The organism is Photorhabdus cinerea (assembly GCF_011189575.1).
GTDB classification, from domain to species: domain Bacteria; phylum Pseudomonadota; class Gammaproteobacteria; order Enterobacterales; family Enterobacteriaceae; genus Photorhabdus; species Photorhabdus cinerea.
Map to the genome: position 1 here is coordinate 143,888 of NZ_PUJW01000009.1, position 24,907 is coordinate 168,794.

Below are 24,907 nucleotides of genomic sequence, written 5' to 3' on the forward strand. Positions count from 1 at the left end.
TATATGTTTACCCCATCGGGGATATGCCACGATCAAAGGCGGTGTTATTATTGCAACAGTTTATACTATTGATAAGTATTACTGGACATCCTTATCACTGATGAGAAAATCAACATGTTGAAAAGAATCTTTTTCCCGCTTATTACTCTTTTTCTCCTTACAGGTTGCGCTGCTCCCAGCAATACTCTGACCATTGATCCTAAAATTACCCTGCCAATAGCAGACCCAACTATGAGTGCTATTACCATCAGTATCAGCGGTGCCGACAATCGCCAGTCTCAAACACTTGCTCAAATTAACCGCAATGCCAGGCTGGAAGTACTGAAACCATCCCGCGATCTACGTTTTCTACTCCAGGAAATCCTGGAAAAACAGATGGCCGCCCGTGGTTATATGATTGGCTCTCCAGCCAATGCCAATCTGCAAATTATTGTGAACAATCTGTATGCAGATGTTAAGGAAGGTAGCCTGCGCCATAATATTTCAACAAAAGCCGATATTTCTATCATCAGTGCTGCACAAAATGGAAGCAAACAAGTTAAGAACTATCGCACCAGTTACAATGTCCAAGGCCCTTTAGGGGCAACAAATGAGAAAATTGCTGATGCGGTAAATACTGTACTATCTGAAGTTATAGCAGATATGGCCCAAGACTCATCCGTCAGCAACTTCATCAAACAAAATGCCCACTAATTAAGGATTAATTGCTTACTCTGCTCACCAGGGGCAGAGTTTGGGAGGCCCATGTCTTATCGTTATCTCACCGTTTTTACTCAACATAACTCACGAATCTTACTTTTACTCGGTTTTGCTTCTGGTTTACCTCTCGCACTAACTGCTAGCACCTTGCAAGCATGGATGACCGTTGAAGACGTCAACCTTAAAACAATAGGTTTCTTTTCCCTTGTCGGCCAGGCATATGTGTTCAAATTTCTCTGGTCCCCTTTTATGGATCGGTTTACTCCCTCTCTTCTTGGACGTCGCCGTGGCTGGTTGCTTGTGACACAGTTATTACTCATAGCCAGTATCGCTGCAATGGGCTTTCTCCAGCCGTCTCAACATTTATGGTGGCTGGCCGTACTAGCAGTAACTGTTGCTTTCTGTTCCGCATCACAAGATATCGTCTTTGATGCTTATAAAACCGATTTATTGAGTAGCGAAGAGCGGGGTGTAGGCGCGGCAGTTTCAGTACTTGGTTATCGATTAGCAATGTTAGTTTCAGGTGGATTAGCATTATGGATCGCAGACCGCTATATTGGCTGGCAACATATATACTGGTTGATGGCAGGATTGATGCTGATTGGCGTCTATGCGACTTTAAGGGCTAAAGAACCTGAAGTTGACATTCTCCCCCCTAAAACACTCCAACAAGCTGCAATAGAACCATTAGCCGATTTTTTCAGTCGTAATAATGCATGGCTGATACTGTTGTTGATTATCATGTATAAACTAGGAGATGCCTTTGCTGCCAGCCTAAGTACCACGTTTCTTATCCGTAGTATTGGTTTTGATGCTGGTGAAGTCGGCATGGCCAACAAAACACTGGGATTAGCCGCAACCATCATTGGGGCATTATATGGCGGTTATTTAATGCAACGATGGAGTTTATTCCGCTCACTAATGACATTTGGCATTCTTCAGGCGATCTCCAATATTGGATACTGGCTGTTATCTGTTACTGACAAAAATATCTACACCATGAGCAGCACCATTTTTCTGGAAAATATCTGTGGTGGAATGGGAACCGCTGCATTTGTTGCTCTGCTTATGGCTTTATGCAACAAATCGTTCTCCGCAACACAGTTTGCTCTATTATCTGCCTTATCAGCTGTTGGGCGGGTATACGTCGGCCCAATTGCTGGTTGGCTCGTTGAATTATATGGCTGGTCAAACTTCTACTTATTTTCCATAGCCGTTTCTGTCCCAGGGTTATTACTGCTACTGATCTGCCGTCAGACTCTAAATTATACCCAGCAAGCTAATGATTTTATACCACGCACTAAGTTCAAAAATTTCTATCGATTGGCTTTTGGATTATTGTCATTAGCAAGCATCCTTCTTACATTTTGGTTACTTACCATAATCACCAACGCTCTTGCCTGGACTAGCGCACTTGATCTAGCCGAATACTTACTATTATGGGGAGTCCAGATCGGTATCGCAGGCATTATCTTAGGTTGTTCTCTGGATTATCTCGCATTAATAAAGAACAAATCGGCTTAAAGATACAAATATTAAATTAATTTATTAAAAGGTTGACCATTGTCAACCTTTTATATTCCCTTAAACATTTAAGTGACAATGATCACATTTCAGCTAGTAATTTATCAAAAAGTGCTATTTTTGAGCAATTATCTAATTATTGAAGATTTATATCCGCATAGAATCAGACTATCATTTTAAGGCTTATATAAATTAGCTTTAAAAACAAAAAATTCTTTTCATGGATGCGTTAGAGAAATTTATGAGAAATACTATTCTAGCTACTGCTTTGTTTACGACTGTCTCAGTCCCAGCTTATGCTGAATATCAATGGGGCTTTGCTAATGTCAGCATGAACTATCTTGACTGGACCAGCCATACTACACATAAGTCAGGGCAAACTACTCATAAAGACGACTTTGCCTACCTGGAATTGGAAGGTGGAACTGGGTTTGACTGGGGTGAATTATACGGTTTTTTTGATCTGGAAAATGCTTTTAACAGTAAGCATGCTCAACCAGGAGATAACCAAAGATACACCTTTAAAACAACCGGGCGCTTCTATCTGGCTGATACTGGTTTTAATCTCTACGGCCATGTTTACGGTACTTACTCCCTACCCGGTAAAGCACATGGCGGAAATTTCCATGAGGTAAATACCCTTTATGGTGTTGGCTACAATACTGAGCTTGCCGGCGTCTGGTTAAAGCCATTCGTTGCGTTGCATTATGTTGATCAAACTTTCTACTCCGGTAATAACGGCTATGTTGTCGGCTGGGTGGCCGGTTATGATTTTCAGCTCTGGCAAGAAAAATTCAGTGTAACTAACTGGAATGAAATGGAGTTCAACCGGAATGAACGCTATGGCAATGGTGGTCGGGACGGCATTAATGGTGCAGTAGCATTGTGGTGGACACCTCACCAATCCTTCACAACTGGTATTCAATACCGGTATGCCGATAATAAATTAGGTGAAGGATTCTGGCAGGATGGTGTTGTCTACACTATCAAATATAATTTCTAATTATTGATTTTAACTGTGAGTTACTTCTTGCTGTAGCTCGCAGTTAATTTAATTCTTAAATAAAATCCCGCAACAAAAATCTTTAAAGTAATTTTATATTTTCCTTTCCTCCGAAAAATATAAAATTATTTTCGTGTAAATTAGTATTTCGGCACCATTTCGTTACATTTAAATAACCTTTTCAAGCTAACTTCTGATTAATCCTACATTTGCATGTGATCCCATTAACATAAAGGGCCAACAACCCCACAACTAACTATTACAAATGTTTACACTCCAATGGCCTTACCGTAGAATGCCCCCACTGATGAAACGACAATAGAGCTTTTGTTATTTGGAGTCGTTAGATGAGACTTATGAAATACAATAAAAGTATTGGGATATTGTCAATACTCGCAGCCGCTTTTATGCTAAGTGGTTGTGATATGGTATTGATGAATCCTAAGGGCGCTATCGGCGCTGAACAAAAAACACTAATACTCACGGCTATTGGCCTGATGCTTATCATTGTTATTCCGGTAATCATCATGGCATTTACATTTGCCCTGCGTTATCGTGAAACCAACAAAAACGCTACCTACCGCCCTAACTGGGCACACTCAAATAAAATTGAGCTGGTAGTGTGGACTGTTCCTATCATTATCATTATCATTTTAGCAACCATTACTTGGAAAACAACCCACGAGCTTGACCCATATAAGCCACTGGTCAGTGATGAAAAACCAGTGACTATTGAAGTGATTTCTCTTGATTGGAAATGGCTGTTCGTTTACCCGGAGCAAGGCATCGCTACAGTTAACGAAATTGCTTTCCCTACCGGGGTTCCTGTTAACTTCAAAATCACCTCTGATTCTGTGATGAACTCATTCTTCATTCCACAATTAGGTGGTCAAATCTATGCAATGGCTGGTATGCAGACTAAACTTCACTTAATTGCCGATGAACCTGGCACTTATAAAGGTTTGTCCAGCAGCTACAGCGGTCACGGTTTCTCTGGCATGAAATTTACTGCCACTGCGACCGCAGATCGTGAAGGTTTTGAACAATGGGTTCAAAAAGTGAAAGCTTCTCCCAAAACCCTGGATACCATGCAAGCGTTTGATGAGTTAGCCAAACAAAGCCAAAATCATCCGGTTGAATACTTCTCAAGCGTTAAGCCTAACCTGTATCAAGATATTATTGCCAAATTTATGGGCGACATGAATATGCATGGCGGCCATAGTGCAACTGCAGGTCATAACATGAATATGAGCGAAACTGCTCATGCCGGAGTTGAGGAATAAAGTAATGTTGGGAAAATTAACACTTGATGCAATCCCATTGCATGAGCCCATTATCATGGTTACTCTTGCAGGGATTCTCTTCGGAGGGCTCGCAATTGCCGGAGCCCTGACCTATTTCCGTAAATGGAAATGGCTGTGGAGCGAGTGGTTAACCAGCGTTGACCACAAGAAAATCGGTATTATGTATATCATCGTGGCAATGGTCATGATGCTTCGTGGCTTTGCTGATGCCATCATGATGCGTGGTCAGCAAGCTGTTGCCTCTGCCGGTGAAGCCGGTTTCCTGCCACCGCACCACTATGACCAGATCTTCACCGCCCACGGTGTCATCATGATTTTCTTCATGGCAACACCTTTTGTTGTCGGCCTGATGAATATCGTGGTTCCACTACAGATCGGTGCCCGTGACGTAGCATTCCCATTCCTGAACTCACTGAGTTTCTGGTTCTTTGTCGTCGGGGTTGCACTGATTAATATCTCTCTGGGTGTTGGTGAATTCGCTCAAACCGGTTGGTTAGCTTATCCTCCGCTCTCAGGCATAGAGTATAACCCAGGCGTTGGGGTCGATTACTGGATATGGAGTCTCCAGATATCCGGTATCGGTACATTGCTGACAGGCGTTAACTTCTTTGCCACGATTCTGCGTATGCGTGCTCCTGGCATGTCTATGATGAAAATGCCTGTATTCTCATGGGCAGCACTGTGTACTAACGTACTGATCATCGCAGCATTCCCGATTCTAACTGTTACCATTGCTCTGCTGACTTTAGACCGTTACATGGGCACCCATTTCTTTACCAATGATATGGGCGGCAACATGATGATGTATATCAACCTGATATGGGCTTGGGGCCACCCTGAGGTTTATATTCTGGTACTGCCGGTCTTTGGTGTTTTCTCTGAAGTTACAGCGACGTTCTCGAAAAAACGACTGTTCGGCTATACCTCTCTGGTATGGGCAACTATTGCCATCACCGTATTGTCATTCATCGTATGGCTGCACCACTTCTTTACTATGGGTTCCGGTGCGAACGTTAATGCCTTCTTCGGCATAGCTACCATGATTATCTCGATTCCTACGGGAGTTAAGATCTTCAACTGGCTGTTCACTATGTACCGGGGCCGTATTGAATATAAAACACCAATGTTGTGGACTGTCGGCTTTATCGTCACCTTCTCTATTGGTGGTATGACTGGGGTTCTGTTGGCCGTTCCGGGTGCAAACTTCGTTCTGCATAACAGCCTGTTCCTGATCGCACACTTCCATAACGTTATTATTGGTGGTGTTGTCTTTGGTTGTTTCGCTGGTACCGCTTACTGGTTCCCGAAATCCTTTGGTTTTACACTAAACGAAAAATGGGGCGTCCGCGCATTCTGGTTCTGGATCACTGGCTTCTTCATCGCCTTTATGCCTGTTTACGCGCTTGGCTTTATGGGTATGACTCGTCGTATCAGCCAAGATATCAACCCTGAATTCCATACTCTTCTTGTTGTTTCCGCAATTGGTGTTGCACTGATCGCAGTAGGTATCCTGTGTCAGGTCATTCAATTCTACGTCAGTATCCGTGACCGTGACCAAAACCGCGACCTAACTGGTGACCCTTGGGGTGGCCGTACTTTAGAATGGGCAACATCTTCTCCACCACCGTTTTATAACTTTGCTGAAGTTCCACATGTTCAAACCCGTGATGCATGGTGGGATATGAAAGAAAAAGGCACAGCTTATAAACGTCCTGCTAAATATGAAGAAATTCATATGCCTAGAAATGCAGGTGCCGGTGTGATTATTGCTGGCTTCAGCCTGATTTTCGGTTTCGCTATGATTTGGCATATCTGGTGGATGGCTATCGTAGGCTTCGCTGGCATGATCATCACTTGGATCGCGAAAAGCTTTGATGAAGATGTTGATTACTACGTACCCGTTGCTGAAGTTGAGCAAATTGAGAATCAGCACCATGAACAAATTAGCAAGGCAGGTCTGAACCATGTCAACTGAAACTATGACTAACCACAATCATGCCCATGAAGATCATGGGCACCACGATGCGGGAGCCACCAAAGTATTCGGTTTCTGGATCTACCTGATGAGTGACTGTATTTTATTCGCATGTCTGTTTGCGACTTATGCAGTGCTGGTTAACGGAACCGCAGGTGGCCCATCTGGTAAAGAAATTTTCGGCCTCTCTTTTGTATTGGTTGAAACTTTCCTGCTGCTATTCAGTAGTATAACTTATGGCTTTGCCATGCTAGGCATGAATAAAGGCAGCATCAGCCAAGTTAACACTTGGCTCGGTATGACTTTCCTGTTCGGCCTTGGCTTCGTAGCGATGGAATTGTATGAATTCCATCATCTGATTGCAGAAGGCTACGGCCCTGACCGCAGTGCGTTCCTGTCTGGATTCTTTGCACTGGTTGCTACTCACGGTATCCACGTTACCTGTGGTCTGGTCTGGATTATCATCATGATAATTCAGGTAACACGCCGCGGCTTAACGGATGTTAACAAAACCCGTCTGAATTGCCTGAGCTTGTTCTGGCACTTCCTGGATGTAGTGTGGATCTGCGTATTTACCGTTGTTTATCTGTTAGGAGCTATGTAATGAGTCATTCGAATACAGCTCATACTGGAGCTAGCCACGGTAGCCTGAAGTCTTATCTGATCGGCTTTGTTCTTTCAGTCATCCTGACAGTGATTCCATTCTGGATGGTAATGGATGGTTCTGCCTCCCATACGACTATCTTGACAACGGTAGTCGCACTGGCTGTTGTGCAGATCCTTGTTCATTTTATCTACTTCCTGCACATGAACACTTCGTCAGAAGAGCGCTGGAACTTAGTAGCATTGCTGTTCACTATTTTGATTATCGGTATTGTTGTTGTTGGCTCACTATGGATTATGTACAACCTCAACATTAATATGATGGTTGATTAAAGAGCTGCATATATGATTAAGCAATACCTGCAAGTAACTAAACCAGGAATTATTTTCGGCAATTTAATTTCTGTGATCGGTGGTTTTCTACTCGCCTCGAAAGGGGTGATTGATTATCCTTTGTTCTTATCGACTCTGCTCGGCGTTTCATTAGTCGTGGCTTCTGGTTGTGTATTTAACAACTACATTGACCGCGACATTGATCGGATCATGGAAAGAACAAAAAACCGTGTCCTTGTGAAAGGGCTTATTGATCCGAAAATCAGCCTGATTTATGCATCAATACTGGGTATTGCTGGCATTGTGCTGCTCTATGTAGCAGCCAATGCCTTAGCAATGCAATTAGCGATTATCGGTTTTGTCGTATATGTAGGGGTTTACAGTCTTTACATGAAAAGGAAATCTGTCTATGGCACGTTGATCGGCAGTTTATCCGGTGCTGCACCTCCGGTTATCGGTTATTGTGCAGTGACTGGTCAGTTTGATACGGGCGCGTTGATCCTATTACTGATTTTCAGCCTGTGGCAAATGCCGCATTCCTATGCCATTGCTATTTTTCGTTTCAAAGATTATCAAGCAGCAAACATCCCAGTGCTACCGGTAATTAAAGGTATATCTGTGGCGAAAAACCACATTATCCTTTATATCCTGGCATTTATGATTGCAACCTTAATGCTAGCAATCAGCGGTTACGCGGGTTACAAGTATCTGGTTGTTGCAGCAGCAGTGAGCGTCTGGTGGCTGGGAATGGCGTTATCCGGTTACAAAACCGCTAACGACCGTGTTTGGGCCCGTAAGTTGTTTGTATTTTCCATTGTGGCAATCACTTCCTTAAGTGTCATGATGTCTGTTGACCCGACGGTGTCCTCAGAAACCTTTTTAACTTACGTTCGGTAATTCTCCCTGATGGCAGCGGTATACGCCGCTGCCATTATTTTCCTTTCATAGCATCCCCTCCCCTTATACTTCAATATTATTAATTCAATTAACTATTTACCGTTTGTCAGAAACCTATCTACAATGACGTATTAAAATACTTCGAGGTAATCATGAACGATAATAAAATGACTCCACTTGAGCTTCGAGCAACATGGGGCTTAGGCTCAGTTTTTTCTCTGCGTATGCTGGGCATGTTCATGGTTCTTCCCGTTTTAACAACCTATGGCCTTAACCTAAAAGGTTCTACCGAAGCACTTATCGGCATTGCTATTGGTATTTATGGTTTAACTCAGGCAATTTTCCAAATCCCTTTTGGTCTACTTTCAGATAAAATCGGTCGTAAACCCCTAATTGTTGGTGGACTAATACTCTTCGTGCTTGGCAGTATCATTGCAGCTCTCGGCGATTCCATCTGGGACATAATAATTGGAAGAGCACTACAGGGAGCTGGAGCCATATCTGCCGCAATTATGGCTCTGCTTTCTGATTTAACCCGAGAACAAAATCGAACTAAAGCAATGGCTTTTATTGGCATTAGCTTCGGAATTACTTTCGCTATAGCGATTGTGCTCGGCCCCATCCTTACTCATGCCATTGGATTAAATGGATTATTCTGGGGAATTACTATTCTGGCCGGTTGTGGAATTCTGATAACATTATTTGCTGTTCCCTCCACAGATAAACACTTTCTTAACCGTGAATCAGGCATTGTTCGTCACAGTTTCCATAAAGTTCTCACTAATAGCCAGTTGCTGAAACTTAACTTTGGCATTCTCAGTTTGCACACTTTACTAATGGCAAGTTTTGTCGCTCTACCTTTAGCTATGCAGAAAGCCGGATTCCCAGCACAACAGCATTGGAAGGTTTACCTGATCACCATGCTGATTTCATTCTTATCTGTTTTGCCTTTCATTATTTATGCAGAAAAAAAGCGACGCATGAAACAAGTGTTTCTGTTATGTATCGCTATACTATTTATTGCTGAAATTATTTTATGGTCAGCGAATCACCATTTATGGGTGATTTTTATTGGAATACAAGTTTTCTTTATTGCTTTCAATATAATGGAAGCTATCCTGCCATCACTTATCAGTAAAGAAGCGCCAGCGGGTTATAAAGGTACGGCAATGGGTATTTACTCCACTAGCCAATTTTTAGGTGTCGCTTTAGGTGGTAGCCTTGGTGGTTGGTTATATGAACTAAAGGGAGCATCGCTGGTATTTATGGCAGGTATCGCCCTGACAATAATTTGGTTTATCGTCAGCATGACAATGAAACAACCACCTTATGTCAGCAGTATCAGAATTTCGCTGCCAAAAAATATAGTCAATAAGGCATTATTGGAGCAAAAAATTCTTATTCAGCCGGGTGTTTGCGAAGTCGTTATTGTGCCAGAAGAGTACAGCGCGTATATAAAAGTAGATACCAAACAGACGAACAGAGCACAACTTGAGCAATTAATAGCCAATAATGACACGATAGATTAAGTATCAAACCAGAACATATAAAAAGCGAATAAAAACCCACTCATTCTGGTTCAGTATTAAATCAAATTGGGAATGGGGTTTCCGGTCAGGAATACCCCACTCCACATTAGGCTAAATATATCAATCCATTAAGCGGCGATAGTCAGCCAATATGAGAAAAATCAATCCCGGAAATTAGTAAACTGAAATGGCTGTCCTAACTCTGCTCCGCGAACCAATGCAATAACACTTTGCAAATCATCGCGAGCTTTGCCGGTTACCCGCACCTGCTCACCCTGAATCTGTGCCTGCACTTTTAATTTACTATCCTTAATCAGCTTTATAATCTTTTTGGCCGTAGGGGTATCAATCCCCTGCTTCAAAGTTGCTTCAACGCTGTAAGTCTTACCACTGTGCAACATATCATCAGGGATATTCAATGCAGCTCCATCAATACCACGCTTAGCCAACTTTTCACGTATAATATCAACCAATTGATTTACCTGAAAATCTGACTCACTGGCAATCTTGATAGATTCACTTTTTTCATTTAATTCAAAACTAGCGCTGACATTACGGAAATCCCAACGGGTAGCAAGTTCGCGCTGTGCGTTTTCTACTGCATTGCGAACTTCATGTATATCAATTTCTGAGACAATATCGAAAGATGGCATTATCCGTGACCTCCTGATAATCAATAAGTTGGCATGATAACCGCTTTCCATTATCAGCAAAAGCTCTATACTCGGATTAGCGGGATCTTGTTATTTCCATTCATTATGGACAGCGTCTTTCAAAAGGTATATATGAAGATAACCGTTCTTGGCTGTGGCGCTATAGGAAAACTGTGGCTGGCAGCATTATCACAACAAAAACATCAAGTACAAGGTTGGCTAAAGACTTCCCAGTCTTATTTATCTGTTCATATTGACGAAATCAATGGGGAAATATTCAACCAACAGCTCCCAACTAATGACAATAACCACCTTGCCAACAGCGAATTACTGATTGTCTGCCTGAAAGCATGGCAAGTCGCTGATGCAGTAAATAGCTTACTTCCCAAACTTTCACCTGATTGTCCAATCTTATTACTACACAATGGCATGGGTACCCAGGAAGAATTGCTATCAGCGCCTAATCCAATACTTCTTGGTGTCACGACTCATGGTGCATATCAGAATGACCAACAGGTTTATCATACCGCTTCCGGGCTGACATATATTGGCTCAGCAACACAAAATGCAACCAGACTCAGCTCTTTAGCTAATGTATTACATCGATCTTTGCCGAATGTTGCATGGCATGATGAAATTCTCTCTATTAGCTGGCTGAAACTTGCCGCTAACTGTGTCATAAACCCACTAACTGCACTTTATGAATGCCGGAATGGAGATTTACTTCACTACCCAGAACAATTAAATGTTTTGTGCGAAGAAATTATTCAGGTTATGCAACGAGAAAACATGCATACCTCTATCGATAACCTGACTACCTATGTTTACGATGTAATTAATCTCACAGCAAAAAACTACTCTTCCATGTTGCAGGATATCCGCGCAAAACGTCGTACTGAAATTGACTATATCACCGGTTATTTATTGTGCCGCTCCCATGCACACGGCTTGGCGACTCCTGAAAATACCCGTATCTATAACCAAATAAAACACAAGGAGGATAACTATGAATACTTCAGCACTCATCTGCCTGGCTCACGGTAGTGAAGAAACAGAAGCGGTTACAACGATCGATTTACTGGTACGTGCTGGTATCAGTGTTACAATCGCTAGCACCGCCAGAGATGGAGAACTCGTCTTAACCTGTTCCAGAGGCGTGAAACTGGTCGCAGATATCACTCTGGAAAAAGTTATTGATGAACCCTTCGATGCCATCGTCTTACCCGGCGGTATGCAAGGCGCAGAATATTTCCGTGACAACCCACTCGTTATCGAAAAAATCCGCAAAGCGCATTATCAAGGGAAAATTATCGCTGCAATTTGTGCAGTACCAGCCATCGTGCTTGAATACCACAATTTATTCCCTGCTAGTAAGATGACTGGTTACCCCAGTTTGCAAGACAAAATTTCATCAGATAAATGGATTGATTGCAGAGTCTATTTTGATGATCGCGCCAATCTATTGACCAGTCAGGGACCAGCAACGGCTTTCGATTTCGCTTTAAAACTGATTGAATTATTAAAAGGACGAGAAACAGCAGCAGAAGTCGCGGCTCAACTCCTATTACCACAAGGTGTATATTCTTATCAGGACTGAAAAAATAGACAAAAATATCTTTCTTTATATGATTAGTTGGGGTTCACGTATGGAACCCCTAAATGTTTAATGAAAGCAATTAAGGCCGATAAACCTTCACATTATCAAAACCCTGCTCAGTTAAATAAAGGGCCTGCAAACGACTCATTACTCCACGTTCACAATAGAGCAGATAAGTTTTCTCCTTTGGCAAATCACCAAACTGGCTACTCAACTTATAGAATGGCAGCGATTTGATCTCTATACCATTCATCTGTAATGGCCGATCATCTTGTTCATCAGGTGAGCGAATATCCAGCAATACATCCGTTGGAGCGAATTCAGTTACTGTCTCAACTTCAACCACTTGCTCACAACTTTGTTCTGCGATCTGGCGGATATCAACATTCTGAGCTTCACTGACAACTTTTTCCAGAATGTCAAAATCGAAGTTAGCCTCTTCCGCTTCAATTTTGGCTTTAACCGCTTTTACTGTCGGACTTTTTGAAATAACGCCACAGAACTCAGGCATCGTACGAGCAAAATCCTCAGTACCAATTTCACGTGCTATTTTAATAATGTGCTCTTTATCATGTGAAATCAGTGGCCGCAGAATCAACGTATCCGATGCATTATCAATCAAACGCAGATTAGTCAATGTTTGGCTGGAAACCTGCCCTAAAGCCTCACCGGTAACAATAGCCTGCACCCCATAACGCTCTGCAACTTTAGAGGCCGCTCTTACCATCATCCGTTTAAGCACTACCCCCATTTGGCCATCATCAACTTTTTCCAGAATTTCAGCGACCACAGGCTCAAAATCCACAGCAACGAAACGGACTTTATGGGAACCACCAAAACGGTTCCAAAGATAATGAGCAACCTGCTTCACACCAATTTCATGAGCAGAACCGCCAAGATTGAAGAAGCAATAGTGAACACGACAACCACGGCGCATTAGCATATAACTAGAAACACCAGAATCAAAACCTCCAGAAATCAGGGACAACACATCTTCCTGCGTTCCGATAGGAAAACCACCAATTCCCTCATAACGGGCTTTTACCAAAATCAGCACATCCTGATCAATTTCCAAATTGACAGTAACATCAGGATGATTAAGTTTTACTTTCGCCGATTCAATATGCTGGTTTAAACCACCGCCGACATAGCGTTCCACTTCATTGGAAGTAAATTCATGTTTACCACGGCGTTTAACCCGAACACAAAATGTCTTATTATGGAGCGATTCGCCATAAGCCTCATAAGCTTGTTCAAAGATATGATGCATGTCACGAAACTCACGCTCTTCTACTTGCAGAATATGGTGGATACCAGGGATACGTGTCAGCACATCACAAATTTGAGGGCCAAGGTTTTCATCTTTAGTGCGAACTTCGATATTATCCCAATGGCGGACCACTGCAATATTATCTCCCAACGTTTTAAGTACATTGCGAATATTACTGGCAAGAATTTTAATAAAGCGCAAACGAACAGTTTGGCTCTTAATCGTGATTTCTGGGAATAATTTAATAATAAACTTCATAGTGAGTTATAGTAGTAGTTAGGAGTTTTGGTAAATAAAACTGACAATCATGTTCTGGTAGTCAAATCAAGCTGCGAAGTATAACACCATCTCGCTACATGGCGCGTAAAAAATGCAAAACCAGCTAAGGATTTGTTTGCACCAGCATAATAGGATAGTCTGCATCCCTAGGCGAACTCTGTATAAGATAGTAAAAAGATTATGCCAAAGAAAAATGCAACATCAGAAAGTACAAACAGTACGCCAGAAACGGCACCGACAATGACGTTTGAACGCTCATTAAAAGAGCTAGAACAAATCGTCGTCCGACTAGAATCAGGTGAACTGGCACTGGAAGACGCCCTGAACGAGTTTGAGCGTGGTATTCAATTAGCCCGTCAGGGACAACAGACTTTGCAACAAGCAGAACAGCGGGTAAAAATTCTTCTTAACGATGACGCCCAATCTCCGCTGAGTGATTTCTCCCCGGATACTGAATAAACCTATGTCTGAACAAAATTCCATTCAATTTGAAGAACAGCTTAAAACCTATCAGCAACGGGTCAATAAGGTTCTGATAAACACATTATCTTCACTGGCGTTTTCAAATAGCCCACTGGTTCAAGCAATGCGGCATGGCACTTTACTTGGTGGCAAGCGCCTGCGCCCATTTTTAGTTTATGCAGTCGGTGAAATGTTTGGATTATCCGCCAACAATCTGGATGCTCCAGCCGCAGCTGTTGAATGTATTCACGCTTATTCCTTAATTCATGATGACTTACCCGCCATGGATAACGATGATTTACGCCGAGGGCAACCAACCTGCCATATTAAATTTGGAGAAGCTCACGCTATCCTGGCGGGAGATGCACTACAGGCTTTGGCATTTGAAATCTTATCTAAAAGAGAAATGCCAGATGTTACAACGGCTGATCGTCTTGAAATGCTGGCTGAATTAGCAACAGCCAGTGGCATAGCCGGCATGTGTGGCGGCCAATCCCTGGACTTAGAAGCTGAAGGTAAACACATTGATCTTCATGCGCTAGAACAAATTCATCGTCATAAAACTGGAGCTCTTATCCGTTGTGCTGTCAGAATGGGAGCCTATGGTGCAGGCCAGAGTGGGTGTGACGCTTTACCTGAATTGGATCAGTACGCTCAGGCTATTGGCCTCGCTTTCCAGGTTCAGGATGATATTCTTGATGTTATTGGCAGTACTGAAATGATCGGGAAACGTCAAGGCAGTGACCAACAGTTAGGAAAAAGCACCTATCCCGCATTATTAGGGTTAGAACAAGCACAGCAAAAAGCACACGAACTGTATCAAGAAGCACTAAAAGCGCTGAGTAAACTGGAAGAAAAATCTTATAACACAACAACGCTGCGCACACTTGCCAGCTTTATCATTGAACGTAATAGCTAATGTTTGCTGGTAAATTTATCCACTGGCAACTCTATTAATAAACACTTCTTAACGAGCATCAAATGAGCATTGATATAGCCAAATACCCAACATTGGCATTAGCGGAAAATCCTGAAGAACTTCGTATGTTGCCAAGAGAGAGCCTGCCGAAGTTATGTGATGAACTTCGGCAATTCCTGCTAAACAGTGTCAGTCGCTCTAGTGGTCATTTTGCCTCCGGTCTTGGTACCGTTGAGCTGACTGTGGCGTTACATTATATTTATAAAACGCCTTTCGATAAGCTGGTATGGGATGTCGGTCATCAGGCTTATCCTCATAAGATCCTGACAGGACGTCGAGATCGTATTGATACAATTCGTCAAAAGAATGGGCTTCATCCTTTCCCATGGCGAGATGAAAGTGAATACGACACCTTATGCGTCGGGCACTCATCTACCTCTATCAGCGCTGGATTAGGTATGGCAATTGCCGCTCAGCGCGAAGGCAAAGACCGTCGTACAGTCTGCGTTATTGGTGACGGCGCGATAACTGCCGGTATGGCTTTCGAAGCGATGAACCATGCAGGGGATATTGACCCAGATATACTGGTCATTCTCAATGACAACGAAATGTCTATCTCAGAGAACGTCGGGGCGCTAAATAACCATCTGGCTCAGCTTCTTTCCGGTAAACTCTACACCACATTACGGGAAGGTGGAAAAAAAGTCTTTTCCAACCTACCTCCGATTAAAGAACTACTGAAAAAAACAGAAGAACACATCAAAGGAATGGTCATTCCTGGCACTCTGTTTGAAGAGTTGGGTTTTAACTACATTGGGCCAATTGACGGGCATGATGTACTGACATTGACCCAGACCCTGAAAAACATGCGAGAGTTGAAAGGGCCGCAACTACTGCACATCATGACCAAAAAAGGCCGTGGCTATGCCCCCGCCGAAAAAGATCCTATCAGCTGGCATGCGGTGCCTAAATTTGATCCAGCGACGGGTACATTACCTAAAAGTTCAGACAACCGCCCTACTTTCTCCAAAATCTTTGGGGAGTGGTTATGTGAAGAAGCGGCTAATGATAAAAAGCTAATGGCAATCACACCGGCGATGCGTGAAGGTTCTGGTATGGTGCGTTTCTCCCGCGAATACCCCGATCAATACTTTGATGTCGCTATCGCAGAGCAACATGCCGTCACTTTTGCCGCAGGTCTGGCAATTGGTGGTTACAAGCCTATTGTCGCTATCTATTCAACATTCCTACAACGTGCTTATGACCAAGTTATTCACGATGTTGCAATCCAGAATCTGCCAGTCCTGTTTGCAATAGATCGCGGTGGTATCGTTGGCGCTGATGGTCAAACACACCAAGGAGCCTTCGATCTCTCATTCCTGCGTTGTATTCCTAACATAGTGATTATGGCGCCAAGTGACGAGAACGAATGTCGCCAGATGCTACACACAGGCTATCATTATCAGCAAGGTCCGGTAGCCGTGCGCTATCCACGAGGAACAGGAACTGGCGCAGAACTTCAACCATTTAAACAATTACCAATTGGTAAAGGTGTTATTCGTCGTCAGGGTAAGAAAGTTGCTATTCTAAACTTTGGTACCCTGTTACCCGATGCAATGACCGCAGCTGAATCACTGGATGCAACTGTTATTGATATGCGCTTTGTTAAGCCACTAGATAAAGAATTGATTCTGGAAATGGCTGGCCGCCATGATTTACTGGTCACTCTGGAAGAAAACGCCATCATGGGCGGTGCTGGAAGCGGTGTTAACGAACTACTGATGCAAGAAGGTCATCTTGTGCAGATTCTAAATATCGGCCTACCTGACCAATTTGTACCACAAGGTAGCCAGGAAGAAATCAGAGCTGATTTAGGACTGGATGCTACCGGTATTAAAAATAGCATTAACAAAAGGCTGTTGTCCTAACTGAAAACTACAGCCGTAAAAACCAAAAATCTGCGTTTTTTCTGATGAATACAACTCTGAAAAACCGTGGGACTTAAGCTTTCAATGAATGTATTGCCTAAAGTGGCCCCTTTGGCAATACATCTTAAAGAGAAATGGCTTAAACAGGCGGTGTTTAATACCGGCGGCAACAGAGCCAGCTCAGGGAGATGATTAAGTTGCAGATGAAATAGCTGATTGGGGATTATAAGGTAAGATGATCATAAAAAGGCCGGAAGATCTTCCAGCCTTATTAAATATGTTTCAGGATAAATTAGAGAACCCCAAATTTATATACCCAAGAAACTTCAAGATGCAGTTTCTAGCACCTGAAAATGGTCGTTAATTCTAGACATCAGCGAATCCGCTACATCAATGCAGCGCGCCAAACTTAGTACCAATCTCATTAGCGCATATCAGAAAGCAAAAACCTGATAGAACACTAATAACCAGACAATCACGAACGAGAATATAGCCGCGATAATATCATCCAACATGATACCTAATCCACCGTGAACATAGCGATCAAACCAGCGAATTGGCCACGGCTTCCACATATCAAAAATACGGAACACAATAAAACCAGTCAAAACCCACTGCCAGTTAATAACTGGAATTGCCATCAGTGTGATCCACATACCAATAAATTCGTCCCAAACAATACTGCCGTGGTCATGTACTTTCATATCATCAGAAGTACGCTGGCAAATCATTATCCCAAACAACATCCCGATAATAATAACCAACCAGCAAATCCATTCTGGAAATTGCATCAGTAATAACCAAAATGGAATAGAAGCCACAGATCCCATTGTCCCCGGTATTATCGGTGATAAACCACTACCAAAACCTGTCGCTAATAAATGCCAGGGATTACTCATCCGTAAACGACGTTTGGCTTCATCCATGAGTTTCCTCCTTAATAAAATGATCAAACCCTTTCAGATCCAATTTAATCTCTTTATTATTGCTGTAGTAACGGATTCCTTCCGATTCCGGCATAATCTGTCCGATACAACTAAAACTAGCCCCAGTATGAGCCAACGCGATTTCTAAAGCACCCCGATTCCTTTCCGGGACGGTAAAACATAATTCATAGTCTTCCCCGCCACTCAAAGCCCACATCAGAGCCTGCTGTGGTTCAATATATTGGCTCATCGCATCGGAGTAAGGAATTGCATCCAGATTTATTCTGGCCCCACATCGACTGGCTTTCAGGATGTGCCCCAAATCGGAAATCAATCCATCAGACAAATCAATTGCTGATGTTGCCAGCCCACGCAGCGCCTGTCCTTGCAAAATACGAGGCTGCGGCCTGAGATGACGTTGGATCAACCAATTACAGGCTTCAGGATCAGCGATCTGCAAACGGTTTTGTAACAGAGCCAAACCCGCCGCACTATCACCCAGCGATCCACTCACATAAATCCAATCGCCATTTTTTGCGCTAGCACGTCTCAATGCTCTGCCTACGGGAACCAAACCATGAATCGTCAACGTGAGACTCATTGGTCCGAGGGTGGTATCACCACCAATAAGTTGCATACCATAGTAGTTCAATTGTTCAAACAAGCTATCGCTGAACCCTCTCAGCCAACTTTCATCTACTTCCGGTAATGTTAACGCCAATGAAAGCCAAGCAGGATCGGCACCAACAGCCGCCAAATCACTAAGATTCACAGCAAGAGATTTATAAGCTAAATCTTCAGGAGAGATATCAGGTAAGAAATGAACGCCTGAAACCAAGGTATCAGTACTAACAGCCAATTGCTGTTTATCGGCTATCGTCATCAATGCACAGTCGTCACCAATACCAAGATTGACATCACGCCGATTAGTTGCCTGCCGATCAAAATAACGTGCAATGAGGTCAAATTCGCCACATGCCATAATAAAATCCCAAAAAGTTACTGATGATTATGAATATAAGGCCGGGGATAACCGGCCTTACAAATCATCGTCTACAGTGGGAAAAACCCGGCGAGCAGTTACTTTCTTTTCTTACGTACTGCTGGACCAGATTTATCCAGTACCCCGTTCACGAATTTGTGACTATCTTCAGCACCGAAGACTTTTGCCAATTCGATAGCTTCGTTAATAGCCACTTTATAAGGGACATCATCACGATAACTTAGTTCAAACATAGCAACACGTAAAATGGCTTTTTCTACCTGACCTAACTCTTCGAGCTGACGGGAAAGATAAGGAGCCATCAAAGCATCCAGTTTAACCGCGTTCACAGCTACCCCTGACAGCAATTCACGAAAATAGGTTACGTCAACACCAGTGACGTCCTGCTCCGACAGAAACTGTAATTCAACATCAGCAATGTCATTGCCAGATAACTGCCATGAGTATATAGCCTGAACAGCACACTCACGAGCACGACGACGAGCAGCAGGTTTCACAAGATTCCCCTTAATTAAAACTAAAATCAGCCTTTAATGGCATTAATTACATTGACCATTTCCAAAGCGGTTAATGCAGCTTCTGCACCTTTATTACCCGCCTTAGTTCCAGCGCGCTCAATCGCCTGTTCAATGCTTTCTGTAGTAAGAACACCAAATGCTACTGGAATTTCACTGGTCATTGCCACATTAGACAGACCGGAACTACATTCACCAGCAACGTATTCAAAGTGAGCTGTACCACCGCGGATAACTGTACCCAGCGCGATAACTGCGTCATATTTTTGGGTTTCAACCAGTGTTTTCACCGTCAATGGTAATTCATATGCACCAGGAACCCAGACAACAGTAATATTTTCTGAGGCAACCTGACCGATACGCTCAAGCGCATCTACCGCGCCGTCTAACAGACTGTCATTAATGAAGTTGTTAAAACGTGCAATAGCAATCGCCACACGAACTTGTGGAGCTGCAACAACACCTTTGATTACGTTCATAGCCTTCCTTTATCTGTTCATATCCGCAGGGGGGCGGATTCTATCATATTCTTTCGTTAGCTGCGCCTGCCGATTTAGCAACAAAGTATAGAAACAAGCAAACTAACCCATATTTCATACATTCAATCAGTATACAGGCCGCAGGCGCAGGCGAAGATCAGGCCCAACTTGCTGTACATCAAAAATGTTAAATTCTGGCGCCTCGGCTAGATTTTTAAGTTCAGGAATAGTAAACAAACCACAAGCGGTATCACCCAGCACCTTTGGTGCGACATAAAGAACCAGCTCATCCACCAGCCCCAAGTTCAACAATGCGCCAGCCAATAACGGACCGCATTCTGCCCAAACAGTATTAATCTGACGTTTGCCCAGTTGCATCATCAGTAATACTAAATCCACTCCAACATCATGAGCAGGCAGCAGTATCTGCTCTACATTTTCAGGCCAATTATCTTCATCCGCTTTGGTTCGTACCAACCAACAATGACCAGGTTGTTGTATGACCTGATGATGCGGAGCAACACGATTCTGACTGTCAACAATGACACGCACTGGCTGACGAAGATTTTCCTCCGGATAAACCGCCTGAGTTTCTGCATCCAGTTCGTTCCAACGAACCGTCAAGTAAGGATTATCAGCCAGAACCGTGCTGCTGGAACTCAGAATTGCGCTACACTGAGCACGGAGTTTCTGCACATCATAACGAGACTGTAATGATGTAATCCATTTACTTTCTCCGGAAGCTAGCGCAGTTCGCCCATCAAGAGAAGAAGCCATCTTCAGTTGAACATACGGGAACCCTGTACGCATCCGCTTCAGAAATCCCCGGTTAAGGGATTCCGCTTCCGCCATCATCAATCCATGTTCTACTTCAATACCCGCCTGTTGCAGCTTATAAAGCCCTCTTCCCGCTACTTGAGGATTAGGATCTTGCATAGCGGTAACCACACGGTTGACACCAGCCGTAACCAAGGCATCAGCACAAGGAGGCGTTTTACCGTGATGACTGCATGGTTCAAGAGTGACATAAGCGGTTGAACCTTTGGCTTTATCTCCGGCCATCCGTAAAGCATGAACTTCAGCATGCGGGCCACCAGAACGTAAATGAAAACCTTCCCCGACAATCTGTCCATCACGCACAATTACACAACCAACGTTGGGATTAGGTGATGTGGTAAAACGTCCCTGACGCGCCAATTCAAGCGCGCGCGCCATATATTTTTCATCTCTATTCACTAGCTTATTAATCCTGTAATTTAGCAATCTCTTCGCCAAATTCACGAATATCTTCAAAGCTGCGGTAGACGGATGCAAAACGGATATAGGCGACTTTATCCAATTTCTTCAACTCATCCATTACCAAATTACCAATCATCTTAGATGGAATTTCCCGTTCACCGGTAGCTCGTAACTGAGATTTAATATAGCTAATCGCCATTTCTACATCATCAGAACTGACCGGGCGTTTCTCCAGTGCTTTTTGCATACCGCGCCGTAATTTTTCTTCATCAAATGGCTCCCGGATATCATCACTTTTTATCACTCTCGGCATAACCAACTCAGCCATTTCAAAAGTGGTGAATCGTTCATGACACTCAAGACACTGGCGCCGTCGGCGCACCTGCGAACCATCCCCGACCAAACGGGAGTCAATCACTTTGGTATCAACAGCAGCACAAAATGGGCAATGCATATCGTTTCCTGATGGTTAATACGAACTAAATTTACAGTTTATCCTTAATCTGAATAAAAAACACCCTGTCAGCCGGATACTCACAGGGTGTTTAAACAGCATCAAGGCAGAATGATTAAGGCAATAAAGATGGCTGATCAGCCCCTTCCTTATCAACCTTTTGCTGGATCATGTGTTCACGCTTCATACCCAGTTTCAACGCTAATGCGGAAGCAACATAGATAGAAGATATCGTACCGATAGAAACACCGATTAACATCGCCAGTGAGAACCCCTTCAGCATCGCGCCACCAAAAATATACAACATCAGTACCACCAATAAGGTTGTCGCAGAAGTCATAATGGTACGACTCAGTGTTTGGGTCAGAGACACATTCATAATTTCATACGACGTACCGCGGCGGATCTTACGGAAGTTTTCACGGATACGGTCAGAAACCACGATACTGTCATTCAGTGAGTAACCAATAACAGACATCAGCGACGCCACAATTGTCAGGTCAATCTCAATATGGAACAACGACAGTACCCCTAGCGTGATGACGACGTCATGCGCAAGCGCGAGAACCGCACCCAATGCCAGCCGCCATTCAAACCGGAATCCAACATAAATCAAGATACAGATAAGCGCCGCCAGCAACGCCATGGCACCATTTTGAGCGAGTTCAGCACCGACACTCGGCCCAACAATTTCAACGCGATTTACATTCGCATCTTTATCAACGGTGTCATTGATAACCTTGATCACCTTTTTGCTCAGCTCTTCATTAGCAGCACCTGTAACCGGTGGCATACGCACCATCACGTCACGACTACTTCCGAAATTTTGCAACAGGGGATCTGCAAAACCCGCTTTTGCCAGGTTATCACGCATTTTATCCAGATCAGCCGGTTTACTGAGCTTAATTTCGATTACCGTACCACCGGTAAAATCCAATCCCCAGTTAAAACCGCGAGTTGCCATCACAAAAATAGAAGCCACCAACAGCAGCAACGAAATTCCGAAAGCAACGTTGTCCCAGCGCATAAAGTCGTAGACTTTACGACCATAGTTCAATTGTTCAACAGTATAATCCTGTGCCACAACGAGCTCCTTAAATTGACAGCTTCTTAATACGCTTACCGCCATATAGCAGGTTCACGATAGCCCGAGTACCGACAATAGCAGTGAACATAGAAGTGGCGACACCAATTGACGTTGTTATCGCAAAGCCTTTAATTGACCCGGTACCAACAGCGTAAAGAATGACAGCCGTAATCAGCGTGGTCAGGTTAGCATCGACAATACTGGAGAAAGCACCTTTATAACCTTCGTGTATCGCTTGCTGTATAGTACGGCCATTACGCAATTCTTCTTTGATACGCTCGTTTATCAACACGTTAGCATCAACTGCCACCGCCAACGTCAGAACAATCCCTGCAATCCCCGGCATGGTTAGCGTAGCCCCCGGTAATAGGGACATTACACCAACAATCAGCACCAGGTTAGCCAACAGTGCACTACTCGCAATCAAACCAAATTTGCGATAGTAAATCACCATAAACAGGATTGATGCGATCAATCCCCACAAACAAGCTTCCAAACCTTGCTCAATGTTTTGCAGGCCGAGAGTTGGTCCTATAGTGCGCTCTTCCACAATCTGAATCGGTGCAATCAAAGCACCTGCGCGCAGCAGTAAAGATAACTGACGGGCTTCAGTTGCATTGGAAATACCAGTAATACGGAAATTATTCCCCAAACGAGTCTGGATATTAGCAATGTTAATCACTTCTTCATTTTTGACTAACACAGCCCGGCCATTAGCATCTTTCTTACCGCTGTCTTTATATTCCACAAACAGCGTCGCCATTGGTTTACCAACATTGTCTTTGGTGAAATTAGACATCGCGGTACCACCGGCACTGTCTAGTGAAATATTCACCTCTGGCTGACCGTATTCATCCGTACCAGAGGTCGAATCTGTAATGTGATCACCAGTCAGAATAACGCGCTTATACAACACAACCGGATTACCATCACGGGTATTTTTCACCTCAGAATCACCCGGTACACGGCCTGACGCAGCCGCTGTAGCATCAACGCTGGAATTAACTAAACGGAATTCCAATGTCGCTGTCGCACCAAGAATTTCTTTAGCGCGGGCAGTATCCTGAATACCCGGTAATTCAACCACGATACGGTCAGAGCCTTGACGCTGAACTAATGGTTCTGCAACACCCAGCTGGTTAACACGGTTACGCAGAATGGTAATGTTCTGTTGCACTGCATAAGAACGGGCTTCGCGCTGACGCTCATCACTCATTACCGCTTTCAGGGTATTGTTTGTTCCAACACTGAACACTAAATCACGGTGACGGCCAGTGAGATAGCTCTCCGCATCAGAGCGAGCTTTTTCATCACGGAAACGGATTTCTACACCGTAATTCTCAATTTTGCGGATAGTGGAGTAAGGAATACCTTTTTCACGTAAATCAGTGCGCAGGCCATCAATATTCTGCTCTTGCAGTTTGCCTAACGCGGTTTCCATATCCACCTCCATCAGGAAGTGCACGCCACCACGCAAATCAAGACCCAGTTTCATTGGCTCTGCGCCAAGCTTACTCAGCCAGGTTGGTGTTGCTGGCGCCAGGTTCAATGCCACCACATACTGATCGCCCAATGCGGACATCAATATTTCACGGGCACGAAGCTGAATATCAGAATTATTGAAACGAGCAAGAATCGCACCATTTTCCAGCGCAATAGATTTACTCGTGATTTGATCTTTTTCTAAAACATTACGGACTTGGTCCAGCGTTTGCTCACTGGCGGCAATGCCTCGCGCGCCAGTGATTTGTACAGCCGGATCCTCACCATAAAGGTTGGGAAGTGCATAAAGCAAACCGATGAGGATCGCAGCGATCAGCATCAGATACTTCCACAAAGGATAACGGTTTAGCACGGCAGTTCCCTTCGGGAAAATCAGAAATTACAGAGCTTTCATTGTACCTTTCGGTAAAACGGCAGCGACGAAATCACGTTTAATGGTCACTTCAGTAGTGTCATTCAGCGCTACAACAACATAACCCGTGTCAGAAACTTTCGTGACACGACCAATCAAACCACCATTGGTCAGAACTTCATCACCTTTGGAAATGGAATCCATCAGCTTTTTATGTTCTTTGGTACGTTTCTGTTGTGGACGCAGAATCATGAAGTAGAAGATCAGACCGAAAACAACCAGCATGATGATCAAAGAATATGGGCTTCCCTGAGCCGGTGCACCAGCAGATGCCGCTGCTTCAGAAATAAAAAAACTCATTAAACTTCCCTCAT

Annotated in this window: 25 protein-coding genes; 14 read left to right on the top strand and 11 right to left on the bottom strand. The window is 43.6% G+C overall.

The features are described from left to right. The first annotated feature begins 114 nt into the window (after positions 1 to 114). The 9 genes from C5469_RS10740 to C5469_RS10780 all read left to right on the top strand — a co-directional run bounded on the left by C5469_RS10740 (position 115) and on the right by C5469_RS10780 (position 9,867). A complete protein-coding gene (locus tag C5469_RS10740) occupies positions 115 to 693 on the top strand; it encodes a lipoprotein (RefSeq protein WP_166305962.1) in 579 nt (192 codons plus the stop codon). Between the two features lie 51 nt (positions 694 to 744). Beyond that, entirely contained in the window at positions 745 to 2,223 is a 1,479-nt protein-coding gene (ampG, locus tag C5469_RS10745) for a muropeptide MFS transporter AmpG (protein WP_166305965.1), read from the top strand. 241 nt (positions 2,224 to 2,464) lie between these two features. Further along, positions 2,465 to 3,226, top strand: coding sequence for a nucleoside-specific channel-forming Tsx family protein (locus C5469_RS10750; RefSeq protein ID WP_054476874.1), 762 nt, complete (start codon positions 2,465 to 2,467; stop codon positions 3,224 to 3,226). Between the two features lie 347 nt (positions 3,227 to 3,573). Next, the gene (gene cyoA / locus C5469_RS10755; RefSeq protein ID WP_166305968.1) at positions 3,574 to 4,509 is read left to right on the top strand and encodes a cytochrome o ubiquinol oxidase subunit II; all 936 of its coding nucleotides are present in this window, start codon (positions 3,574 to 3,576) and stop codon (positions 4,507 to 4,509) included. Between the two features lie 4 nt (positions 4,510 to 4,513). After that, a complete protein-coding gene (cyoB, locus tag C5469_RS10760) occupies positions 4,514 to 6,505 on the top strand; it encodes a cytochrome o ubiquinol oxidase subunit I (RefSeq protein ID WP_166305971.1) in 1,992 nt (663 codons plus the stop codon). After that, entirely contained in the window at positions 6,495 to 7,109 is a 615-nt protein-coding gene (locus C5469_RS10765; RefSeq protein ID WP_166305974.1) for a cytochrome o ubiquinol oxidase subunit III, read from the top strand. Before cyoB ends, C5469_RS10765 begins: the two co-directional genes overlap by 11 nt. Beyond that, positions 7,109 to 7,441, top strand: a complete 333-nt coding sequence (locus tag C5469_RS10770; RefSeq protein ID WP_036772850.1) for a cytochrome o ubiquinol oxidase subunit IV — start codon at positions 7,109 to 7,111, stop codon at positions 7,439 to 7,441. Before C5469_RS10765 ends, C5469_RS10770 begins: the two co-directional genes overlap by 1 nt. A gap of 12 nt (positions 7,442 to 7,453) precedes the next feature. Next, positions 7,454 to 8,338: a heme o synthase gene (gene cyoE, locus C5469_RS10775; RefSeq protein ID WP_036772848.1), complete on the top strand. Its 885-nt coding sequence runs from the start codon at positions 7,454 to 7,456 to the stop codon at positions 8,336 to 8,338. 152 nt (positions 8,339 to 8,490) lie between these two features. Further along, a complete protein-coding gene (locus tag C5469_RS10780; protein WP_166305977.1) occupies positions 8,491 to 9,867 on the top strand; it encodes an MFS transporter in 1,377 nt (458 codons plus the stop codon). Between the two features lie 161 nt (positions 9,868 to 10,028). Here the strand turns inward: C5469_RS10780 and C5469_RS10785 are convergent, their stop codons facing one another. Next, positions 10,029 to 10,520, bottom strand: coding sequence for a YajQ family cyclic di-GMP-binding protein (locus tag C5469_RS10785; RefSeq protein WP_054476864.1), 492 nt, complete (start codon positions 10,518 to 10,520; stop codon positions 10,029 to 10,031). 132 nt (positions 10,521 to 10,652) lie between these two features. Between C5469_RS10785 and panE the strand changes: the two genes are divergently transcribed. Both panE and yajL read left to right on the top strand, forming a co-directional pair. After that, positions 10,653 to 11,564 (top strand): 2-dehydropantoate 2-reductase, encoded by a 912-nt coding sequence (gene panE / locus C5469_RS10790; RefSeq protein WP_166305980.1) that lies wholly within the window; start codon positions 10,653 to 10,655, stop codon positions 11,562 to 11,564. Further along, a complete protein-coding gene (gene yajL / locus C5469_RS10795) occupies positions 11,527 to 12,117 on the top strand; it encodes a protein deglycase YajL (RefSeq protein ID WP_166305983.1) in 591 nt (196 codons plus the stop codon). Before panE ends, yajL begins: the two co-directional genes overlap by 38 nt. A gap of 79 nt (positions 12,118 to 12,196) precedes the next feature. On the opposite strand, the gene thiI is transcribed toward yajL, so the two are convergent. Continuing rightward, positions 12,197 to 13,645, bottom strand: a complete 1,449-nt coding sequence (thiI, locus tag C5469_RS10800; RefSeq protein WP_166305986.1) for a tRNA uracil 4-sulfurtransferase ThiI — start codon at positions 13,643 to 13,645, stop codon at positions 12,197 to 12,199. Positions 13,646 to 13,846: 201 nt separating this feature from the next. On the opposite strand from thiI, the gene xseB reads away from it, so the two are divergent. The 3 genes from xseB to dxs all read left to right on the top strand — a co-directional run bounded on the left by xseB (position 13,847) and on the right by dxs (position 16,975). Beyond that, positions 13,847 to 14,125 (top strand): exodeoxyribonuclease VII small subunit, encoded by a 279-nt coding sequence (gene xseB / locus C5469_RS10805; protein WP_166305989.1) that lies wholly within the window; start codon positions 13,847 to 13,849, stop codon positions 14,123 to 14,125. Positions 14,126 to 14,129: 4 nt separating this feature from the next. After that, the gene (ispA, locus tag C5469_RS10810) at positions 14,130 to 15,047 is read left to right on the top strand and encodes a (2E,6E)-farnesyl diphosphate synthase (protein WP_166305992.1); all 918 of its coding nucleotides are present in this window, start codon (positions 14,130 to 14,132) and stop codon (positions 15,045 to 15,047) included. Between the two features lie 62 nt (positions 15,048 to 15,109). Beyond that, positions 15,110 to 16,975 carry a 1-deoxy-D-xylulose-5-phosphate synthase gene (gene dxs, locus C5469_RS10815; protein WP_166305995.1) on the top strand — a complete coding sequence of 622 codons (1,866 nt, stop codon included), beginning with the start codon at positions 15,110 to 15,112 and terminating at the stop codon, positions 16,973 to 16,975. 434 nt (positions 16,976 to 17,409) lie between these two features. On the opposite strand, the gene pgpA is transcribed toward dxs, so the two are convergent. From pgpA to yajC, 9 genes are all read right to left on the bottom strand, one after another. Then, positions 17,410 to 17,901, bottom strand: coding sequence for a phosphatidylglycerophosphatase A (pgpA, locus tag C5469_RS10820; RefSeq protein ID WP_166305998.1), 492 nt, complete (start codon positions 17,899 to 17,901; stop codon positions 17,410 to 17,412). Continuing rightward, a complete protein-coding gene (gene thiL / locus C5469_RS10825) occupies positions 17,894 to 18,883 on the bottom strand; it encodes a thiamine-phosphate kinase (RefSeq protein WP_166306001.1) in 990 nt (329 codons plus the stop codon). The genes pgpA and thiL overlap by 8 nt, the downstream gene beginning before the upstream one ends. A gap of 98 nt (positions 18,884 to 18,981) precedes the next feature. Further along, on the bottom strand, positions 18,982 to 19,401 hold the full coding sequence (gene nusB, locus C5469_RS10830) for a transcription antitermination factor NusB (RefSeq protein ID WP_036772468.1): 420 nt from the start codon (positions 19,399 to 19,401) through the stop codon (positions 18,982 to 18,984). Between the two features lie 26 nt (positions 19,402 to 19,427). Further along, positions 19,428 to 19,898, bottom strand: a complete 471-nt coding sequence (ribH, locus tag C5469_RS10835) for a 6,7-dimethyl-8-ribityllumazine synthase (protein WP_166306004.1) — start codon at positions 19,896 to 19,898, stop codon at positions 19,428 to 19,430. A gap of 126 nt (positions 19,899 to 20,024) precedes the next feature. Continuing rightward, the gene (ribD, locus tag C5469_RS10840; RefSeq protein ID WP_339414130.1) at positions 20,025 to 21,134 is read right to left on the bottom strand and encodes a bifunctional diaminohydroxyphosphoribosylaminopyrimidine deaminase/5-amino-6-(5-phosphoribosylamino)uracil reductase RibD; all 1,110 of its coding nucleotides are present in this window, start codon (positions 21,132 to 21,134) and stop codon (positions 20,025 to 20,027) included. Between the two features lie 7 nt (positions 21,135 to 21,141). Continuing rightward, complete coding sequence (nrdR, locus tag C5469_RS10845) at positions 21,142 to 21,591, bottom strand: transcriptional regulator NrdR (RefSeq protein ID WP_041382373.1); 450 nt, start codon at positions 21,589 to 21,591, stop codon at positions 21,142 to 21,144. Positions 21,592 to 21,706: 115 nt separating this feature from the next. Then, the gene (secF, locus tag C5469_RS10850) at positions 21,707 to 22,675 is read right to left on the bottom strand and encodes a protein translocase subunit SecF (RefSeq protein ID WP_166306007.1); all 969 of its coding nucleotides are present in this window, start codon (positions 22,673 to 22,675) and stop codon (positions 21,707 to 21,709) included. A gap of 10 nt (positions 22,676 to 22,685) precedes the next feature. Continuing rightward, positions 22,686 to 24,533, bottom strand: coding sequence for a protein translocase subunit SecD (secD, locus tag C5469_RS10855; protein ID WP_166306010.1), 1,848 nt, complete (start codon positions 24,531 to 24,533; stop codon positions 22,686 to 22,688). Positions 24,534 to 24,560: 27 nt separating this feature from the next. Continuing rightward, positions 24,561 to 24,893, bottom strand: a complete 333-nt coding sequence (yajC, locus tag C5469_RS10860; protein WP_041382377.1) for a preprotein translocase subunit YajC — start codon at positions 24,891 to 24,893, stop codon at positions 24,561 to 24,563. Positions 24,894 to 24,907: the final 14 nt, after the last annotated feature.

Bases quoted from the DNA above. Each gene is read 5' to 3' on its own strand.
- C5469_RS10740 (WP_166305962.1), top strand. From the start codon at position 115: ATGTTGAAAAGAATCTTTTTCCCGCTTATTACTCTTTTTCTCCTTACA.
- ampG (WP_166305965.1), top strand. From the start codon at position 745: ATGTCTTATCGTTATCTCACCGTTTTTACTCAACATAACTCACGAATC.
- C5469_RS10750 (WP_054476874.1), top strand. From the start codon at position 2,465: ATGAGAAATACTATTCTAGCTACTGCTTTGTTTACGACTGTCTCAGTC.
- cyoA (WP_166305968.1), top strand. From the start codon at position 3,574: ATGAGACTTATGAAATACAATAAAAGTATTGGGATATTGTCAATACTC.
- cyoB (WP_166305971.1), top strand. From the start codon at position 4,514: ATGTTGGGAAAATTAACACTTGATGCAATCCCATTGCATGAGCCCATT.
- C5469_RS10765 (WP_166305974.1), top strand. From the start codon at position 6,495: ATGTCAACTGAAACTATGACTAACCACAATCATGCCCATGAAGATCAT.
- C5469_RS10770 (WP_036772850.1), top strand. From the start codon at position 7,109: ATGAGTCATTCGAATACAGCTCATACTGGAGCTAGCCACGGTAGCCTG.
- cyoE (WP_036772848.1), top strand. From the start codon at position 7,454: ATGATTAAGCAATACCTGCAAGTAACTAAACCAGGAATTATTTTCGGC.
- C5469_RS10780 (WP_166305977.1), top strand. From the start codon at position 8,491: ATGAACGATAATAAAATGACTCCACTTGAGCTTCGAGCAACATGGGGC.
- C5469_RS10785 (WP_054476864.1), bottom strand. From the start codon at position 10,520: ATGCCATCTTTCGATATTGTCTCAGAAATTGATATACATGAAGTTCGC.
- panE (WP_166305980.1), top strand. From the start codon at position 10,653: ATGAAGATAACCGTTCTTGGCTGTGGCGCTATAGGAAAACTGTGGCTG.
- yajL (WP_166305983.1), top strand. From the start codon at position 11,527: ATGAATACTTCAGCACTCATCTGCCTGGCTCACGGTAGTGAAGAAACA.
- thiI (WP_166305986.1), bottom strand. From the start codon at position 13,645: ATGAAGTTTATTATTAAATTATTCCCAGAAATCACGATTAAGAGCCAA.
- xseB (WP_166305989.1), top strand. From the start codon at position 13,847: ATGCCAAAGAAAAATGCAACATCAGAAAGTACAAACAGTACGCCAGAA.
- ispA (WP_166305992.1), top strand. From the start codon at position 14,130: ATGTCTGAACAAAATTCCATTCAATTTGAAGAACAGCTTAAAACCTAT.
- dxs (WP_166305995.1), top strand. From the start codon at position 15,110: ATGAGCATTGATATAGCCAAATACCCAACATTGGCATTAGCGGAAAAT.
- pgpA (WP_166305998.1), bottom strand. From the start codon at position 17,901: ATGGATGAAGCCAAACGTCGTTTACGGATGAGTAATCCCTGGCATTTA.
- thiL (WP_166306001.1), bottom strand. From the start codon at position 18,883: ATGGCATGTGGCGAATTTGACCTCATTGCACGTTATTTTGATCGGCAG.
- ribH (WP_166306004.1), bottom strand. From the start codon at position 19,898: ATGAACGTAATCAAAGGTGTTGTTGCAGCTCCACAAGTTCGTGTGGCG.
- nrdR (WP_041382373.1), bottom strand. From the start codon at position 21,591: ATGCATTGCCCATTTTGTGCTGCTGTTGATACCAAAGTGATTGACTCC.
- yajC (WP_041382377.1), bottom strand. From the start codon at position 24,893: ATGAGTTTTTTTATTTCTGAAGCAGCGGCATCTGCTGGTGCACCGGCT.